Source organism: Nocardia brevicatena NBRC 12119 (assembly GCF_000308495.1).
GTDB classification, from domain to species: domain Bacteria; phylum Actinomycetota; class Actinomycetes; order Mycobacteriales; family Mycobacteriaceae; genus Nocardia; species Nocardia brevicatena.
In genome coordinates this window covers 26,790-45,004 of record NZ_BAFU01000240.1, presented here as the reverse complement: position 1 = coordinate 45,004, position 18,215 = coordinate 26,790, and the positions used below count along the sequence as shown (strand labels likewise).

16 protein-coding genes are annotated in these 18,215 nt (G+C 68.4%); 6 read left to right on the top strand and 10 right to left on the bottom strand.

All coding sequences use genetic code 11. The features are described 5' to 3' along the window. Positions 1 to 722: 722 nt before the first annotated feature. Positions 723 to 1,493, bottom strand: a complete 771-nt coding sequence (locus tag ON20_RS29030; protein WP_040840936.1) for an IclR family transcriptional regulator — start codon at positions 1,491 to 1,493, stop codon at positions 723 to 725. A gap of 64 nt (positions 1,494 to 1,557) precedes the next feature. On the opposite strand from ON20_RS29030, the gene ON20_RS29025 reads away from it, so the two are divergent. Genes ON20_RS29025 through ON20_RS29010 form a run of 4 tightly spaced genes read left to right on the top strand, consistent with a single transcriptional unit; the run spans position 1,558 to position 5,444 of the window. After that, entirely contained in the window at positions 1,558 to 2,715 is a 1,158-nt protein-coding gene (locus ON20_RS29025; protein WP_040840935.1) for a cupin domain-containing protein, read from the top strand. Further along, positions 2,712 to 3,542, top strand: a complete 831-nt coding sequence (locus ON20_RS29020; RefSeq protein ID WP_040840933.1) for a fumarylacetoacetate hydrolase family protein — start codon at positions 2,712 to 2,714, stop codon at positions 3,540 to 3,542. Before ON20_RS29025 ends, ON20_RS29020 begins: the two co-directional genes overlap by 4 nt. Next, the gene (locus tag ON20_RS29015) at positions 3,542 to 4,165 is read left to right on the top strand and encodes a maleylpyruvate isomerase N-terminal domain-containing protein (RefSeq protein ID WP_040840932.1); all 624 of its coding nucleotides are present in this window, start codon (positions 3,542 to 3,544) and stop codon (positions 4,163 to 4,165) included. Before ON20_RS29020 ends, ON20_RS29015 begins: the two co-directional genes overlap by 1 nt. Before the next feature lie 13 nt (positions 4,166 to 4,178). Continuing rightward, positions 4,179 to 5,444 (top strand): FAD-dependent oxidoreductase, encoded by a 1,266-nt coding sequence (locus ON20_RS29010; protein WP_040840929.1) that lies wholly within the window; start codon positions 4,179 to 4,181, stop codon positions 5,442 to 5,444. A gap of 91 nt (positions 5,445 to 5,535) precedes the next feature. Here the strand turns inward: ON20_RS29010 and ON20_RS29005 are convergent, their stop codons facing one another. The 3 genes from ON20_RS29005 to ON20_RS28995 all read right to left on the bottom strand — a co-directional run bounded on the left by ON20_RS29005 (position 5,536) and on the right by ON20_RS28995 (position 11,166). Beyond that, complete coding sequence (locus tag ON20_RS29005; RefSeq protein ID WP_040840927.1) at positions 5,536 to 7,770, bottom strand: glycoside hydrolase family 3 C-terminal domain-containing protein; 2,235 nt, start codon at positions 7,768 to 7,770, stop codon at positions 5,536 to 5,538. A 132-nt stretch (positions 7,771 to 7,902) separates the two neighbouring features. Then, on the bottom strand, positions 7,903 to 8,652 hold the full coding sequence (locus ON20_RS29000; RefSeq protein WP_040840925.1) for an SDR family oxidoreductase: 750 nt from the start codon (positions 8,650 to 8,652) through the stop codon (positions 7,903 to 7,905). Between the two features lie 99 nt (positions 8,653 to 8,751). Then, positions 8,752 to 11,166 (bottom strand): hypothetical protein, encoded by a 2,415-nt coding sequence (locus tag ON20_RS28995; RefSeq protein ID WP_169332400.1) that lies wholly within the window; start codon positions 11,164 to 11,166, stop codon positions 8,752 to 8,754. Positions 11,167 to 11,516: 350 nt separating this feature from the next. Between ON20_RS28995 and ON20_RS28990 the strand changes: the two genes are divergently transcribed. Continuing rightward, positions 11,517 to 13,256, top strand: a complete 1,740-nt coding sequence (locus tag ON20_RS28990) for a sodium:solute symporter family protein (RefSeq protein WP_051163590.1) — start codon at positions 11,517 to 11,519, stop codon at positions 13,254 to 13,256. A gap of 9 nt (positions 13,257 to 13,265) precedes the next feature. Further along, a complete protein-coding gene (locus ON20_RS28985) occupies positions 13,266 to 13,511 on the top strand; it encodes a hypothetical protein (RefSeq protein ID WP_040840921.1) in 246 nt (81 codons plus the stop codon). Positions 13,512 to 13,693: 182 nt separating this feature from the next. On the opposite strand, the gene ON20_RS28980 is transcribed toward ON20_RS28985, so the two are convergent. From ON20_RS28980 to ON20_RS28955, 6 genes are all read right to left on the bottom strand, one after another. Further along, entirely contained in the window at positions 13,694 to 14,194 is a 501-nt protein-coding gene (locus ON20_RS28980) for a L,D-transpeptidase (RefSeq protein WP_051163589.1), read from the bottom strand. Between the two features lie 192 nt (positions 14,195 to 14,386). Further along, positions 14,387 to 15,673 (bottom strand): hypothetical protein, encoded by a 1,287-nt coding sequence (locus ON20_RS28975; protein WP_040840917.1) that lies wholly within the window; start codon positions 15,671 to 15,673, stop codon positions 14,387 to 14,389. Further along, positions 15,670 to 15,894, bottom strand: a complete 225-nt coding sequence (locus ON20_RS28970; RefSeq protein ID WP_040840915.1) for a hypothetical protein — start codon at positions 15,892 to 15,894, stop codon at positions 15,670 to 15,672. The genes ON20_RS28975 and ON20_RS28970 overlap by 4 nt, the downstream gene beginning before the upstream one ends. A 402-nt stretch (positions 15,895 to 16,296) precedes the next feature. Beyond that, the gene (locus ON20_RS28965) at positions 16,297 to 16,779 is read right to left on the bottom strand and encodes a nuclear transport factor 2 family protein (RefSeq protein ID WP_040840913.1); all 483 of its coding nucleotides are present in this window, start codon (positions 16,777 to 16,779) and stop codon (positions 16,297 to 16,299) included. Between the two features lie 115 nt (positions 16,780 to 16,894). After that, complete coding sequence (locus ON20_RS28960; protein ID WP_174361953.1) at positions 16,895 to 17,647, bottom strand: isocitrate lyase/PEP mutase family protein; 753 nt, start codon at positions 17,645 to 17,647, stop codon at positions 16,895 to 16,897. 104 nt (positions 17,648 to 17,751) lie between these two features. Continuing rightward, on the bottom strand, positions 17,752 to 18,180 hold the full coding sequence (locus ON20_RS28955) for a nuclear transport factor 2 family protein (RefSeq protein ID WP_040840909.1): 429 nt from the start codon (positions 18,178 to 18,180) through the stop codon (positions 17,752 to 17,754). Between the last annotated feature and the right edge of the window lie 35 nt (positions 18,181 to 18,215).

Sequence of the window (18,215 nt, the reverse complement as noted above, 5' to 3'; positions counted from 1 at the left end):
TCAGGGGTCCAAGAATGCATCGGTTGATGAGCACCTCTCCGCTCCGGGTCTACAGTCGCGGATCGCGGACTTGTCGACTATCCGAAATAGGATCCTCATCGACGCCGAAATGCTGCCCTCGCGGCGAGTCTGCGCCCGGGAGCCGGTAGACCGGAAGTAGCCGACCTCGGGCTGCCGGATCAGCGAAACGGCCGAAGTTCCCGAGATAGCTCCCATCCGCCCCACAGGCCGGGACTGTCCACGCTCCTCCTCACCTCGGATCAGAGAGTCGAGGCGAAGGTAGGACTTCAGGTGGTCATGGTCCAGGACAATGCCGTACCTATCCACGAACACGGCGTCCGCCGCCCGCGCCTGCTGCCCGTCCTGCCAGGTCTCGAGCGTGTCGGCGAGCAACAATGCCAGGTCGGCGTAACGGTCGGCCAGTCCGAGGCGGCCCAGCAGGCGATTACCTGCGGTTTCCGATGGTCGGTTCAGGCGGTGTCGGCGGGCGCGGCCTGGGACAACAGGGCCTCGTTGACCATGGGACGCGCAGCGCCGTGTAGGACGGGTGCCGGTCGATGAGTGTTTCGTCGTCGAACAGGTCGAGATCGGAGACGGGTGGTGCCGAAACGGTCATCTTTCACCTAGGCTCGGTAATCGGTGCCCCTCATTGAAGTGACCGCATTCACATCAATCAACCCAATGTTTTGTATGGTGCGGCATGCAGGCGGTGCATGTCTTGCTCAGGCGCCGCCCGCTTCGATGGCCCCGGCCGCTCGGTGAAGGGTGGCGACGAGGGTCGGCAACCGATCATGGTCATAGCGGACCGAGGGCATCGAGATCGACAGGCCCGCCAGCGCGGTACCGTCCGCATCCCGCACCGGGACCCCGATCGCGACCACCCCGCGCTCGGACAGGCCGTTGTTGAGCGCGAAGCCCGCACGGCGGACGCGGGTGAGCCGGGCGCGCAGGCTCGGCAGATCCGGTCGTTCGTCGGGGCGCTCGACATACCGCTGTGCGGCATACAGTTCCGCCACCTCGGCCGGGTCGAGGTCCGCGAGCAACACCAGGCCGGCGGTGGTGCGGTGGGCCGGGAACACCATTCCCTCGCGCGAGCCCACCCGCAGTGCCTGTCGGCACTCGACGCTGGCGATGAAACGCGTCGTGTCGCCCGTGCGGATCGTCAGGTTCGCCGACTCCCCCACCACGTCGACGAGCCGCTGCAGATGCGGCAGGGCGACCGCCCGCAAGCGGGAGGTGCGCGACTGCGAGTGCGCGGCGAGTTGGAGGACCGGGCCCGGGTGGTAGACGCGCTGGTCGTCCTGGACCGCGAAGTCGCGGTAGACGAGTGTCTGCAGCAAGCGGTGGGCCGTCGACCGCGCCACGCCGAGCCGCTCGGCGATCTGGCTCACCGTGAGACCGCCCTCCAACTGCAGCATGACCGCCGCTCGAAGTGCATGGTCGGCGCTGGTCACGACATACGCCGGCGGGGTCTTCGGTTCCGCGTTACCCATCCTGACCGTTCTGCTCTCCAGAATTTATCGTTCTGCTGACCCGGCAAGGGCCACTGTAGGTGATATGAGCACGACTGACACCCCGGTCCGTTTGCGAGCGGTCGCGGCGCCGAACCAGCCCGAGGTGACTCCTGCCCTCGAGGAGCTCTACCGCGGCTTCGAACAGGAGTTGCTCGTTCCGCTGTGGACCGAGATCGGTGACCTGATGCCGGCGCATCCGCGGTCGCGGGCGGTGCCGCACCTGTGGCGGTGGGAGAACCTGCTCCGGCTGGCCGAGCAGGCCGGCGATATCGTCCCCGTCGGCCGCGGCGGTGAACGACGTGCGATCGCGCTGGCGAACCCGACCCTGGGCGGTCGGCCGTTCGCCGCCCCGACGCTGTGGGCGGCGATCCAGTACCTGATGCCCGGCGAGGACGCCCCCGAGCACCGCCACACCCAGCACGCCTTCCGCTTCGTGGTCGAGGGCTCGGGCGTGTGGACCGTGGTCGGCGGCAGCAGCGAGGTGGCGGAAGGCGACGCCGTCCCGATGCGCCGCGGCGACTTCCTTCCGCAGGCCGGGTGGAACTGGCATGCGCACCACAACGCGACCTCGGAGCCGATGGCCTGGATCGACGGGCTGGACATCCCGTTCCAGTACGTCATCGAATCGCAGTTCTTCCAGTTCGGTCGCGAGGAGATCAGCGCCGCCGAGCGGATCACGCCGGAACGCTCGCGCTCCGAGCGTCTGTGGGGTCACCCGGGTCTGCGGCCGCTCTCCGTCGGCGAGGTCGCCCCCGGCTCGCCGCTGCTCGCCTACAAGTGGGAGCACACCGACGCCGCCCTGAACGACCAGCTGCTGCTGGAGAAGGAGGGGTACGGCGGCACCCTCGAGCCCGGACACGCCGCCGTCCGCTTCACCAATCCGCGCAACGGCACCGACGTACTGCCGACCATCCGCGCAGAGTTCCACCGGATCGTCCGCGGCGCGGAAACCGCGCCGGTTCGCGAGACAGGGTCGTCGGTCTACCAGGTATTCGACGGCTCCGGCACGGTGACCGTCGGCGACAAGACCTGGTCGGTCACCCGCGGCGACCTGTTCGTCGTCCCGTCGTGGGAGCCCTTCTCCGCCACGTCGGAGGGCGGCGGCACCGACTCCGACTCCGGCGCACTCGACCTCTTCCATTTCTCGGATGCGCCCATCTTCGAGGCGCTCCGACTCGACCGTCAGGAGACCACCCGATGAAGCTCGCCACCCTCCGTGTCGACGGCGGCACCCGCGCCGTCCGCCTCGACGGCGACGTCCTGGTCGACCTCGGCTACGCCGACCTCGGTGCGCTCTTCGCGCAGGACGACTGGGCCACCATCGCCGCCGACGCCACCGGCGAGACCTGGCCGGCCGAGGGCGCCGACCTCGCCGCCGTCGTGCCCGACCCGTCGAAGGTGATCTGTGTCGGCCACAACTACACCAATCACATCAAGGAGATGGGGCGCGAGCTTCCGAGCTACCCGACTCTTTTCCCGAAATTCGCCGACACCCTCATCGGTCCGAACGACCCGATCGTGAAGCCGGCCGAGACCGATGCCCTCGACTGGGAGGTCGAATTGGTGGTCGTCGTCGGCAAGCCGGTCCGCCGGGCGAGCGAGGACGAGGCCGCCGCCGCCATCGCGGGCTTCACCGTCATGAACGACGTATCGGTGCGCGACTGGCAGTTCCGGACCATCGAGTGGACCCAGGGCAAGGTCTGGGACTCCTCCACCCCCGTGGGTCCCTACGTCGTGACCCCCGACGAGGTCGGCGGCGTCCGCCCGGCGCTCGAGGTCGAAACGGTCGTCGACGGAAAGGTCATGCAGCACGACGACACCGGCACCCTGCTCTTCGACCCCGTGCACCTCGTGCGGTACATCTCGACCGTCATCCGCCTGAACCCCGGCGACCTGATCGCCACCGGGACACCCGCCGGGGTCGGCCACGCGCGTGAGCCCAAGATCTACCTCGCCGGCGGCGAGACCGTCGTCACGAAGATCGCCGGCCTCGGGGCGTGCGTCAACCAGGTCGTCGTGGAGGCGTGATGGCGGGCACGTATGTGGGCTCACGCCAGTGGGTCGAGCACGGGACGGCGCTGATCACCACCCAGGTGGCCGCGCTCGAGGAGCGGGGGATGGCGCAGCCGTGCGCCCTGCCCGGCTGGACGCGCAAACATCTCGTGGCGCACGTCGCCGCCAACGCGGACGCGCTCGGCAACCTCGTGCACTGGGCCAGGACCGGTGAGCGCACGCCGATGTACTCCTCGAGAGAGCAGCGCAACGCCGATATCGAGGCCGGCGCGAAGCTCTCCGCGACCCGGCTGCAGGCATGGATGAACGAGGCGGCGCACAACCTGGCCGCCGCGATGGACTCCCTGACCCCGCAGCAGTGGCGCACCGAGGTCGTCACCGCGCAGGGGCGGACCGTGCCGGCCACGGAGATCCCGTGGCTGCGGGCGCGCGAGGTCTGTGTCCATGCCGTCGACCTCGGCACGGGCGTGAGCTTCGCGGATCTTCCCGACGAGTTCCTTTCCGAACTCGTGGCCGATATCCGCGCCAAGCGCGGGCTCGACGAGGTTCCCGCCGGGCCGCTACCGGAGATCGCCGCCTACCTGGCCGGCCGTTCCCACTCTCTCGCCGACGTCCCCGACCTCGGTCCCTGGCTGTAGAGGAGGCTGCACCGTGAGCACCCCTGATGTCGTCATCGTCGGCGGCGGAATCGGCGGACTGAGTACCGCCTTCGCACTCTCCCGCTTCGGTCTGCGCGTGCGGGTCCTCGAGCAGGCCAAGCAGTTCGGCGAGGTCGGCGCGGGCATTCAGCTCGCCCCCAACTGCACGCGCATCCTCGACGACTACGGCCTGCTGGCGGAGGTGAAGGCCCGCGGCGTCGTGCCCGACCGGATGGTGATGCGCGACGCGGTCGACGGGAGTGAGCTGACCTCGCTCGATCTGCGCGACCTCGAACGGAAGTACGGCTTTCCCTACCTGGTCATCCATCGCAGCGACCTGCACTCCCTGTTCCTGGAGGCGTGCCGGGACTCCGGCGTCGAACTGCTCACCGAGCAGCGGGTCACGTCATACGCGCAGGACGCCGGCAAGGCCACCGCGGCGACGGATGCCGGGACGGTCCACGAGGCGAGCGTCGTGATCGCGGCCGACGGACTCCACTCCGTCGCCCGCGCACTCTTCGTCGAAGACCGGCCGGTCTCATCCGCGTACGTCGCCTACCGCGGCACGGTGCCGATCACGGAAGTGAGTCGCCCCGTCGACCTTTCCGAGGTGGTCGTATACGTCGGCCCCCGCTGCCACTTCGTCCATTACGGACTGCGCGGCGGCGACCTGCTCAACCAGGTCGCCGTGTTCGAATCTCCCAAAGCACGCGCCGGGCTCCAGGACTGGGGCACACCCGACGAACTCGACGTCGCGTTCGCCGCCACCTGCGACTTCGTCCAACAGGGACTGCCGCATATGTGGCGGGACAAATGGTGGCGGATGTACGACCGCGACCCGATCGACACGTGGGTCGACGGCCGGATCGCCCTGCTCGGCGACGCCGCCCACCCCCCGCTGCAGTACATGGCCCAGGGCGCGATCATGGCGATCGAGGACGGCTGGGTGCTCGCGGAGCACGTGCGGCGCCTGCGCGACGACGGCGCCGTCGACTGGACGGGTGCGCTCGCGGCCTACGAGGCGGTCCGCCCGGAACACTGCCGCCGGGTGGTCCTGACCGCTCGCGCGTGGGGCGAACTGTGGCACCTCGACGGCGTCGAGCGCGAACAACGTAACGTGCTCCTGCGTTCGCGGGAAATCGACGACTACTCGTTCACCGACTGGGTCTACAGTCCGACCGCGCTCTTCCCCGAGGACGAACCCGCAATGTTCGAGCCGATCCCGCTCGCCTCGGCCGACCGGATGGCCGGCGGCCTGGCGGACTCGCTCACGCCATGACCTTCTCGAGCAGGCACCGCGGTCGCTGCGAAGTAGTCTTCGGCCGGTGTGCTGTCCTCCGGTCCACGCACCGCCTGTTCGGACCGGTCGGTCAGTCACGCTCCGCACGGTTCGCGGCGGCGAGCAGTTTGTCCAATTGCTCGGGGGCCACCCCGAAATTGGTGAGCCGGTTCAGCGGAATGGACGCCATCATGCGCATCATGTCGACGCCGAGCACGGTACCGCTCATCTCGGCGGGCACCCCGGAGAACGCCTCGCCGAGCGCGGCCGCGGCGGCCGGGTCGGCCAATACCTCGCCGAGGGTGGATTCGGCGGTGATCGGTATCCGGAGTTCGTCACCGCGCACCGCGACCCGGACGGTGGCGCGGAGATCGCGGCTGGACGCGCCCACCTGGATCTCGTAGTCGCCTCCCTCGACCACCCACCGCTCGGTGCGGGTCTCCCAGTAGGCCAGGTCCTCGCGGGCGATCCGGATCGTCATCTGCTCGCTCGCGCCGGGCGCCAGCTCGTCGGTGGTGGCGAAGCCTTTGAGTTCCCGCCGCGGTCGCACGATGCGCGACTCCGGAACGGCGGTGTAGACCTGCACGACCTCCCGGCCCGCGCGCTCACCCGTATTGGTGACGGTGATCCGCACCGTGACATCCGAGTCCGTGACGGTGACCACCGGATCGGAGTAGCCGAACGTGGTGTAGGACAGCCCGTGCCCGAACGGGTAGCACACCGTCATCTCGCGGGTGTCATACCAGCGGTAGCCGACATGAAGCCCCTCGCTGTAGCGGATATGCGAATTCTCCCCGGGGAAGTCGAGGTAGGCCGGGCAATCCTGCAACCGCATCGGTACCGTTTCCCCGAGCCGCCCGGACGGATTCACCACGCCGAACAGCACATCGGCGAGAGCAGCTCCTCCGCCCTGGCCGAGCAGTGCGCCGTCGAGCACGGCGGGCGCGGCGGCCGCGACCGGCGCCAAGCGCAGCACACCGCCATGGGAGAGGACCACAACCGTGTTCGGCTGTACCCGGGTGATTTCCGTGAGCAGCCGCACCTGGTCGGTGGGAAGTTCGATATCGTCGCGGTCGAAACCCTCGGATTCCTGCCCGGCGGCGAGCCCGAGGAATACGACGGCGACCTCCGCCGCGCGAGCGACGGCCACCGCCTCGGCGCGGAGTTCGTCGTCGGGTGTTCCGTCGGTGGTGAAACCGCGGGCGAAGATCACCGTGCCCGCGGCGGCTCGGTCACTGATCTCCGCCAAGGGGTTGTCGAGCCGGGTGGCGTTCACATGTGAGCTGCCACCGCCCTGGTAACGCGGCGATTCGGCGAACTCGCCGATCACCGCGAGGGACCTTCCCGGTGCCAACGGCAGCAGACCGCCCTCATTCTGCAGCAGCACGATACAGCGGGCCGCGGCCGTCCGCGCGAGCTCATGGTGCGTGTCCGGGTCGACGGGTACCACCGCCTCGGCCCGTCCCTGTTCGACCTTCGCCGCCAGTGCGGCCGTATTCGCCGCGGCGCGGTCCACACACGCCGGGTCGAGCGTCCCGGCCTCTACCGCGGCGACCACCCGCTCATCGGTGGCGCGGCCGCTGCCCGGCATCTCCAGATCCAGCCCGGCGGCCACCGACGCCACCCGGTCGGAGACCGCGCCCCAGTCGCTGACCACGGCCCCGTCGAAACCCCATTCCCCGCGCAGTACCCGGGTGAGCAGCCACTGGTTCTGCGCCGCGTACACCCCGTTGACCCGGTTGTAGGAGCACATCACCGTCCACGGTCGCGCGGTGCGCACGATATGGGCGAAGGCGCGCAGATAGATCTCCCGCAGCGGCCGCGGATCGATATCGGAGCTGGCGCGCATCCGATCGTATTCGGCGTTGTTGGCGGCGAAATGCTTCAGCGACGCGCCGACGCCGGTGCTCTGCAGACCCCGCACCCAGGCCGCGCCGAGAGCGCCGGTGAGGATGGGGTCCTCGGAGTAGTACTCGAAGTTCCGGCCGCCGCGCGGATCCCGTTTGATATTGACGCCGGGCCCGAGCAGCACATCCACGCCGAGCGCCCGCGCTTCACGGCCCAATGCCTCGCCGACCCGGCGGACCAGGTCGGGATCCCAGCTCTGGCCGAGCGCCACCGCGGGCGGAAAACAGGTGGCGGGCAGGCTCTCGGCCAGACCCAGGTGATCGGTCGCCCCGGCCTGTCTGCGCACGCCGTGCGGGCCGTCGGTCATGGTCAGCGACGGGATCGGGCCGACAGCCTTGGTGGTCCAGAAGTCGGCGCCGCTTCCGAGCGCGGCTCGGTCGGTCAGGGACAGCCCCGTGAGCCCCGATGCGGTGGTCATACTGTTCCTCTCCGGCGGCCTCGGCTCGGCCGCACTCGCTGCTCGGCCCTGCCCGGTATCGTCGCGGCGAGACCGTTTCCCGGCCCGGCGACACGGATCGCACGCCCAGCCGGACCCACCCGCGGCCGGCGTTCACCCCAGCCTGCGGACCACCGCGGCGGGCAGTACCTTCGTCACCAGCGCCACCGGCGCCCAGGGCCACGGCGGAACGTACGCCTTGAACTTGTGCTTCTCGATGGCCGAGACCATGGCACGAACGCCGGTCGAGGTGTCGACGAGGAAGACGGGACGTTGTTTCGCGCGGTCGTTCATCTCCGATTCGATATATCCCGGGTAGATGATCGACACGTCCACCCCCGGGACGCGTTCCGCCGCGATCCCCTCGGCCATGGTCGCGACACCGGCCTTGGTCGCGGCATAGGTGGTCATCGCCTTGGGCCAACCGCGCACCGCCGACACCGACGAGATCACCACCAGATGGCCCCCGCCCTGGGCACGGAACAGCTGCATCGCCGCCTCCATCTGCGCCAGTGCGCCGACGAAATTGGTCATGGCGGTCTGCCGGTTGGCGTGGTGTCCCCCGGTGCCGAACGGAGCCCCCTTGCCCAGGCCCGCGTTCACGACCACCCGGTCGATACGGCCCAATTCGGCGGCGAATTCGTCGAATACCCGGAACACCGCGTCATCGTCGGTGACATCGAGTTCGGCCACCCGCACCCGAACCTGCGGATACGCGGCACCGATCTGCTCGGCGAGCTCGGCGAGCCGGTCGGTGCGCCGCGCACACAATGCGAGGTCGTACCCGCGTGCCGCGAACTGGCGTGCCATCTCCGCGCCCAGCCCCGAACTCGCCCCGGTGATGAGGATCGTTCCTGCGCCCACTGTGTCCCTCCTGCCGGTCGGACCCGCGCCGCCGTATTCGGCTCGTCGGTGCTGCCCCGACCCTATCCGGTCGACCGCCTCCGCACGTCCACCGGCGGGTCAGGGCGCTCGATCCGGACGGACCAGCGGATCCAGCACGTCCCGAACCTGACGCTGCGACGGACGACCGTACCGGCGACCGGGCAGACCGTCGTCGGGGGCGCCCTCGGCGGCACGGCATATATCGGTCTCGGTGGACACCGGATCCGCGGAGAATCGTTCGCCGTCTACCTCGACGCCGGCGAGCAGGCGCCCGGTGCGGGCCTCGTAGACGGTCACCCGATGGACGCCGCGGAAGAGATTCAGGGTGCGTCCGATGGGACTTCCCCCGGTGGGCTCGTACTGGCAGGTGCGAACCAGCGTTCCGGTGCGCAGTGAGGACAGGCAGGCGACGAGCTGCACGGACGACGAATCCTCCGGCCGCCACACCGGCGAACCGGCGATACCTGCCACCCGCAGGTCTCCCACGAGATATACCGGACTCGGTCCGGTCGAGGCGTAGGCGGCGGCCGCGGTGAACCCGCGCGGCTCCGCGCACATCCGCTCGTATTCCTCGATATCGAACCGGGCGATCCCGGATGCCGCGAACGCGGAGGCCACCAGAGCCACCACAACCAGCACACCGGCTGTCAGGAGGGCGACCGGGCGACGTAGCGCCACCCCGATCACCGGCCATCCGGCGGCCCGGTCGAGCGGCCCCTCCCGGTACGGGGCCGGGTACGGTTCCGTCTCGGTATCCGTCGGATGGCGGTGCACGAGCCCGGTACGGACGGGCCGGGTGGTGCGTGGACCTCCTAGTCCCGGTCCGGCACCGGCGAAGAGACCGGTCGCGGCGGCCGCGGGCGATCCGGCGGTCTTCTGCGCGACCGCGGCATCGACGGCGCTGTGACGAGAATCCGCAGCGTCCGCCCCGGTCTCCACTACCGTGTCCTCCGCCGCGGCCGTAACCGCCTCGTGGTCCTCCGCCACAGACGAGACCGCCTTGTCCGGGACGGGCTCGGCGGATGAGGCGGTTTCCGGCCGGGGCTCTTCCTTCGGTTCCGATTCGGGTGCGGCGGTGGCCGGCTGCACATACCTCGACACGCGAACCACAGCGTCGGGGTCGTCGCCGGAGACAGGCGGCTCCGCCCGGCCCGTGGGATCACCCGCCTCCGGCAACCGACTGTGGTCCGACCGCCTCCCGACGCCACCCACGGTCGAGCGGACGGTCTCGAACCACTCCCCCGCGCCGGCGACGAGGGCGGACGCGACGGCCGATACGCTCTCGACGGCTCCGCCACGCCGTCCGAGGGCCGGTTCGACGGGCTGGGGGGTGAGATCCGCGTCCTGCGGGTCCGGAGCCGAGACCGGCCGCCCGAGGCGAGACCCGGCGGGGTGAGCCTGCCCAGGGTTCTGGGCAGCGAACGCTCGGCCGAAGCCCGGACCGGGCCGGGTGGTACCGGGTTCCGCGTCTGTCCCGGCCACAACCTCGAACGGTCCTTCCGATATGGGATCGGTGTCCACATCCACCGCTACGGCACCGGGCCCGCTCGCCCCGGAGACCGAACCGAGCGGGCCGCGACCGGTACTCCCCGGCTCCGCCGGGAAACCTGCCTGTCCGGCTGCGGCACCGGTCACCTCGCCCGCTCCGCTATCGGTGTCCGCGCGCGCGGCATCGACTCCGTTCTCCGTCTCGTGCCCCGATACGGAGGGCTCCACCTCCGCGCGGCGGATTTCCGCATCCACCCGTGGCGCATCGCTGCTCGGGGGCGGGACAGGGACAGCGACGGATGTCTCGCCGTATCCACCCGCATCCGCTCCCACCGTTCCCGCACCGACGGCCACCGGTTCCAGGGCTCCGGTACGCACCGACGGGTCCTTGTCGATGTTCGGCACGAGATCCCACACCGGCATCGACGTGGTGAATCCCTCGACCGCCAATTCCTCCGGCGCGGGGAGGTGTTCATCGAGGTCGAGTGCCTCGAAGGCTCTGGTCACGTCCTCGATCCGCCACCGCACCGGTCCGGGCCGTGGTCGCCGGAAGTGCTCCGTCAGCGCGGCGGACTGTCCGATGCGGACCAGGACGATATCGCTGCCGGGCTCCGGGCTCGTCCCGTTCCAGGTGATCCGGGAACCGGTTTTCGGTACCAGCACGATCAGGATCTCGATCTTGTCGGCCAGGCCGTGCTGCCGGAAGCAGTTCCGCAATTCCGCGGCCTGTTTATGGGCCTGCAGCAGCGGATTCGGCGCGGATTTCGATACCGCCAGATCGGCGGGGCGATCCCCTACCAGCCAGCGTGCGGTACTGCGGATGTCCAGCGGCCCGTGCTGTACCGAACCGAATCCCCTGATCGCGACCACCGTACAGCCGTGTGGGGTCCAGACCACCAGATCGACCGCCGGGGTGGCGAACCGGCCGCGGCGCGGCCGCGGGACCGGGCAGTCGAATACCGCCACACCGCCCACCCGGGCATCGCCGGGACCCCACTCCGTCACCAACCGATGGACGAATTTATCGACACCGGATAATGTCTCCGTGTCAGGCACGCGTATGATCACGGCGACTCCTCGGCACGACCCCGACAATCCGCGCACGCCAGCGGGACGCCAGGGATGTTGGTCGAAATGCCCTGGCGCCCAACAGGATCGGATGCGCCTCGGTCAATGGTAGCAACGATGCGCGCGGTGCACGAGCGCCTCCTCGCACCGCGGGCACGGACACGCCGGAATCAGGCGAAACCCGCACATCGCTCGGCGCGGCGGGGTAAATTCGCCGCACCGGAATCCATCTGGGATGCAACTCCCCGCTGCGCGCGGGCTCGTGGTCGCTTCGGGAGGAACGTCCTATGCCGCAGCCTCCATCCGCTCCCGCCGCCGTCGACGCCGTTTCCGTTCTCGCCGAAGGCCAAGTACTGCGTCTGGACGCCCAGCCCGTCGACTATGCCCTGGTCGCCCTGTATTTCGTCTTCGTACTCGGAATCGGCTTCCTCGCCCGAGCGCGGATCTCGTCGAGTATCGACTTTTTCCTGTCCGGCCGCTCCCTGCCCGCCTGGGTGACCGGGCTCGCCTTCATCTCGGCCAACCTCGGCGCGGTCGAGATCATCGGCATGTCGGCCAACGGCGCCGAATACGGTTTCCCCGCCTTCCACTACTTCTGGATCGGCGCGGTGCCGGCCATGCTGTTCCTCGGTGTGGTGATGATGCCGTTCTATTACGGCTCGAAGGTGCGCAGTGTGCCGGAGTTCATGCGGCGCCGGTTCGGCACCGGCGCGCATCTGGTGAACGCGCTCGGTTTCGCCGTCGCGCAGATCCTCATCGCCGGGGTGAACCTGTACCTGCTGGGTTCCATCGTGAATGTGCTACTGGGATGGCCGCTGTGGGTGTCGGTGATCGTCGCCGCGGTGATCGTGCTGTCCTATATCACCCTCGGCGGACTGTCCGCGGCCATCTACAACGAGGTCCTGCAGTTCTTCGTGATCATCGCCGCGCTACTGCCGCTCACCCTGGTCGGGCTGCACTGCGTCGGTGGATGGTCCGGCCTGCGGGAGCAGGTCATCGCCTCACCGGGCGGTGCGGCGCAGCTCGATTCCTGGCCCGGCAATGCGCTCAGCGGTTTCGCCGATGACTTCCTGTCCGTGCTCGGCATCACAGTGGGGCTGGGATTCGTGCTGTCGTTCGGCTACTGGACCACGAATTTCGTGGAAGTGCAGCGAGCGCTGGCCACGCATTCCATTGCCGCCGCCCGGCGCACGCCGATAATCGGCGCGTATCCGAAGATGCTGATCCCGCTCATCGTGATCGTTCCGGGCATGATCAGCGCGGTGCTGGTCCCGCAGATGGCCGAGTACAAACGGGCGGTGACCGCGAACCCGGACATCGACAGCGACGTCACCTACAACCAGGCGCTGCTGTATCTCATGAAAGACGTGCTGCCCAACGGGCTTCTCGGCGTGGGACTGGCCGGGCTGCTCGCCGCGTTCATGGCCGGTATGGCGGCCAATGTGTCCGCCTTCAACACCGTGTTCAGCTTCGATCTGTGGCAGCAGTACGTGGTCGAGGACCGGCCGGACGACTACTACCTGAAGGTCGGTCGGCTCGCCACCATCGGCGCCACGGTCGCGGCCGTCTTCACGGCGTTCATCGCGAGCGGGTTCAGCAACATCATGGATTATCTGCAAACTCTGTTCAGCTTCTTCAACGCGCCGCTGTTCGCCACCTTCATCCTGGGCATGTTCTGGAAGCGGATGACGCCCGCCGCCGGCTGGTCCGGACTCGTCGCCGGAACCGGCTCGGCCATAGTGGTATTCGTCCTGCATGAAATGGGAGCTTTCCACTTGTCCGGCCAAGGCGCCAGTTTCGTGGCCGCCGGTGTGGCATTCGTGGTGGATATCGCGGTCAGCGTCACTGTCACCGCGGTGACCACACCCAAACCCGCCACCGAACTCGTCGGTCTCGTCTATTCGCAGACCCCGCGCGAACAGCGCACCGATCCCGAAGCCGCGATACTGCCCTGGTATCAGCGTCCGGTCCTGCTCGCGGGTATCGCGCTGGTTATGGTCATCGCTCTCAATATCGCCACGGGATAGGACACCGCCGTGCTCTTCGATATCCGCACCATCGTCGGCGCGCTACTGGCGTGCTATGGCGTGATCCTGGTGATCACCGGCCTGGTCGACGACACCGCCGCGGCGGAGGCGAAAACCGGCGGCGTGAATGTCGATCTGTGGGCGGGGGTGGGAATGATCCTCGTCGCCGGGGCCTTCTTCGTCTGGGCGCGACTGCGTCCGGTCCCCGACCCGCCCACGGCATCCGCCCCGGGCGGGTCCGAGCACACCGAGTGATGGTGGGTCGGATCAGTCCGGGAAGCCGAAGGAGAAGCCGACCGCGATGATAACGGCACTGATCAGACCTACCGCTGCGATGATCCACATACTCCGGGAGAGTACGGAGTCTTTCCGCACTCGGCCACCGAAACGCCCGAATATGGGACACACCGCGTTCGGGCGGTACCGGGTCGCGGCGGTTACGGAACCACCTCGACCACATCTCCGGGTTCGAGATAGTGGAAGAGCGTGATCGCGCCCTCCTCTGTCATCCGCACACAGCCGTGCGACTTGTGCTCGACCGGCCCCACGTGGAACGCGATATCGCCGTTGAAGAACACGGCGTAGTGCATGGGGGCGTGATGCATGGTGCTCCAGTGGTACGGCCGCTTGAACGCGACGTGGAACACCCCGGGCGGAGTCTCATAGCCGGGCATACCGTGCGAGACCGGGGTCGGACCGTAGACCACCTTGCCGCCATCCATCAACCAGAGCTCGTTCGTGCCCAGGCGCATACAGGCTCGGGCCGCGGGCGAACACGGCGCGACCGTCGGGATGATCGCCGGAACACCCGGAACATCGGGGCCGTTCGGCCACAGCGGGTCCGCCGCCGCGGGAGTCGAAAGCGCCAGTCCGGATGCCGCGACACCGGCGAGGACCACAGTACGAACCATCCGACCGAGGGACAGTCTGTTGCTCATCGAGTACCGACTCCTCTCCGTCGCGCTCGCCGCCGATACCGGCGACGGGCGTCCACTCGGAACGAACATCGGATAACGCTGATGGTCCCTCGATACTCGCCGCCGTGAGCCGCGACGGCCACCGATGCGTCGGATTCGATTCCGAACAGCGACCCAATCGAGCCACACCGGGTATGTCACGGCGCTGCGCGCTCACCAACTGTCGGCGGGGGTGAAACGGCGACGGAGCCGCCGACGACGCTGGTAGAACACCTCCTCCACGGAGACTTCCGGCACCTGCCCGGCGATCACGGCAAGAGGCTGCTCCAGCCGGAGCTCGGTGATCCGGCGATGGATTCCGGCCCGGCGCTCCGGTGACAATGTCGCCCACACCGCGCCGATCCGGTACTGGCTGTCCCGGTCGCCGGCCGCGAGGATGCGCAGCAGCAGCTGCCACAGATCGCCCTCGGTGGCGATCGAGGGCAGGGTGGCCAGGATCTCGGGCGGCAGCTGGGCGATCAACCCGACAATGCGCTGTTGCCGCTCCGGGGAGCGCTCGGCCAGCGCGAGCAGTCCGCGCCACGGATCCGCCCGGCCCTTGGCGCCGACCCCCGACACCAGGGCGGGAAAGGCCGCCGGATCGGCGAACAGCGGGTTCATTGCCATCGTGCCCAGCGCGGATGGATTCAGGTGGCCGGTGAAGATCATCATCTCGGCGACCGCGCCTATCTGGACGGCGTTCACGAGGAACTTCCGGATATCCTCGGGCGCGCCGACAGAGAAGATGATGTCGCCGATAGCGGCGACCACATCCGGTTCACAGCGCGCGAACACCGATATCGCCGCGTGTTGTAGTTCGGCGGACCCGGTGAGCACGGTCTGCACCATGCGCGGAATGCGCTGGAACCGGCCCCCCAACAGTTGGCGCAGGATTCTGCTGATCGCGGGCGCGGAGTAGGCGTTCGCGGCGGAGAATATGATGCCGACGTCGTCGCGTACCCCCGCCTCGATCGCCTCGACCAACCGCGGTGAGGCGAATTCGAGAAACGGACCGGCCGTGATGTAGTCCCTGCGGTCCAGAACCTCGTTGAGGATCGCCACCAGCGGATCGGACGCCATGATATCGCCCAGTTCGCCGAGCGCCCGGGGGTCGACATAGGGGGTGCAGTCCGCGGCGTATTCGGTTTTGAGCATGGTGAGCGTCTCGGCGGCCGCGTCCGGATAGTCCACGCCGACGGCGCCGGCGGCACGGCCGGTCATCATCGGCGGCACGACCCGCTGAACCAGCGGCAGCGAGATTCGCAGCGGGATGATCGGGATCAGGCGGCCGATCCGCTTGAACATCTCGCCGTGGTATTCGTAGATGCGCGCCGAAAACCGCTGTGCCAGCTCGTGCAGATGCTCGTCGCCGAGCCGGTCCAGATAGGCGATCCGCTCGACGGGGACATGCAGCGTGCGCGCCAGCAGGACCATCTGCGCGCGCGTGACCAGATCACTCATCCTTCGAGCAGATCCCCGAACATGATCCTGCGCGTGATCGCCTTGAACGGGCCCGGGTAGAACCGGATCATGCCGTTGACGGCCTCGATGAGCAATTGCTTCTCCCGCTGCTGTGCGCCCCGGAACAGCGACAGCAGGTCCGCGATCTCCGCTTCGGAGAGCATTTCGGTGGCTGCTGTGGGTCCGTTCAGCTCGTGGACGAGTTCGGTCTTGGCACTCATTCCGCTCCTGTGTATCGCTGCGCTGCCGGCAGCCTGGATTACCCGGACCCCGGCGTGTCGAATCCTCCGTTACCCGACCGTGTTCGGCAGGTACGCAGACTCCGCCCGCAGTTTGCCGGCACCGAAGCACTTCGGATACCCGTGTGACCGTACTGTAAGCGAGCCAGAGTACGACACTGCTGTTCAATGCCTCATCCGGACAGATGTCCGGCTCGGTGGGCCGGACACCGCCCCCCGGGCGCCGACGGCGGTATGGCCGACTCCGTGGCGATCGCGGCCCGCGCCGGACAGATCCGGGTGCGCACCCAGCGGTTCGACCTCGAATCGGGTGCCCACGCCTTCGAGCTCCTCGATCAGGGCCGGATCCGGGGCTGTGCCGTCCTGCGCCCTGAAGGGCGGGTCTCAGGCCTGCTCGCTCGACGCCCACATATTCGACAGCAGCCGATGGCTCGGGGTATCCGCCAGGGATTGCGACGATTCGTAGATGCGCCGATAGCCGGTGGCAGTGATCCGCCACACGCCGTCGGCATCGCGCCGGTAGCGGTCGGTGTAGTACCCGGCGCCGCGGATCAGCACACCGTATTCGGTGGCGATCACCGTGTCCTCGAACAACCAGCTGCCGGTGGCGGTATCACCGTCGACGGTGATCTCCGGATGGTTGGCCACATGGGTGGAGATGAGGGAGGGACCGAGGTTGGCGCGCATGAAGTCGACGACGGCGTCGCGGCCGTTGAACACCAGCGGCTCCCCCATCGCGTGGGTACCGTAGCGCCCCTCGACGTCGACGGCGAGGGTATCGGCGAATTCGTCCCACAGTTTCAGGTCCAGGGTCCGGAAGTACCGATACTTGAGGCTGCGGATGGTTTCGAGTGCCACGAGATCCATGGGATCAGACTCGCACGCACGACCCGCCACGGCAAGAACGTGTTCTAATTTTGCGGTGCGGCGCCGGCCGCCGGCCCATTCGCCGATTCCGGCGGCGACCGTGTCGAACAGAGATTCAGCGCCACGGCTCCAGCAACCGCTTCGCCTCCGTGGCGAGCGCGTACTGCAGGAATGGGCCGAAACTCACCCGCGCCACGCCCGCCTCGGCGAAGTACACTCGATCATCGTTATCCGGCAGACCGACGGCGTTGACCGGCAGTGGCAGCTCGGCGCACACCCGGCGTAGGATCTCGGGCGCGTAGCGGCCGACCGGGTACAACACGTCGGCGCCCGCCGCCGCGGCCAGCCGCAATCGCTCGATGGCCTGCTCGACCAGCTCGGCGGGCTCACCGAAGGGGCCGCGCAGCAGATCGGTGCGCGCGTTCACGACCACGTGGACCTCTGTCTCGTCGGCCGCCTGCCGCAGCAGGCCGACGAGATCGGCGTGCTCCTGCGGCTCCCGCATCCGCCCGCCCTCGCCGTGCACGACGTCCTCGATATTGAAGCCGACGCCACCCGCCTGCAGCAGTCCTTCGATGAGCGCCTTCGGCTCGACGCCGTATCCGGATTCGAGGTCCACCGAGACCGGAATGTCCACCGCGGAGCTGATCTCCCGGACGCGGGCGAGCACATCGGTGAAGGCCATACCCTCCTGGTCGGATTTGCCGAGGGAAGAGGCGAGTGGGTGGCTGCCCACCGTGAGCGCCGGGAAACCGGCCTGTTGCACGAGATCCGCCGACCAGGCATCCCATACCGTCGGCAGGATCACCGGATCGCCGGGCCGGTGAAGTTCGAGGAACGAGGAGGCCTTCTCACGCAGTGTGCTCACCACACCGATCATGCCGCATCGACCCGCGCACCCCACCGACGGATGGCCACGGACCACCCGCGGCTACTCCATATCCGCCGATTTCGGCGAATCCTACGACGCTCCTACTCGGCGAAGGCCTGTTCCAGACCGTCGAACCAGGCCGCCTCCTCCACCAGGCGGGTGCTGCGCCAGCCGTCCGCGGTGCGGATCAGTTCGTGGTTGTACCAGCCGCCGCAGGTGAACTGCCTGCCCTCCGATACGATCATCGGGTTGAAGAACATCGCCCGCACCGTCGCGCGGTCACCGTCGAGCCGCACATCGATATTGGAGACGAAATGCTGGGTGCGGCCGAACAACCGCAACTGCTCGGACAACGCCGCCACCACCGTCTCGAGATCGCCGCTGGGACCGCCCGCGGTGCTGTAATCGATCTGCGCGTCCGGGGTGAAAACCGTGCGGTAGAGGGCCCAGTCCTTACTGTCGACGGCGTGCGCGTACCGGGTGAACAGATCGGTGATCTCGATCCGGTCGGCGAGTGTCTGTAGATCCATCCCGCCATACAAGCGCACCGGGCTCGGGTCCGCCA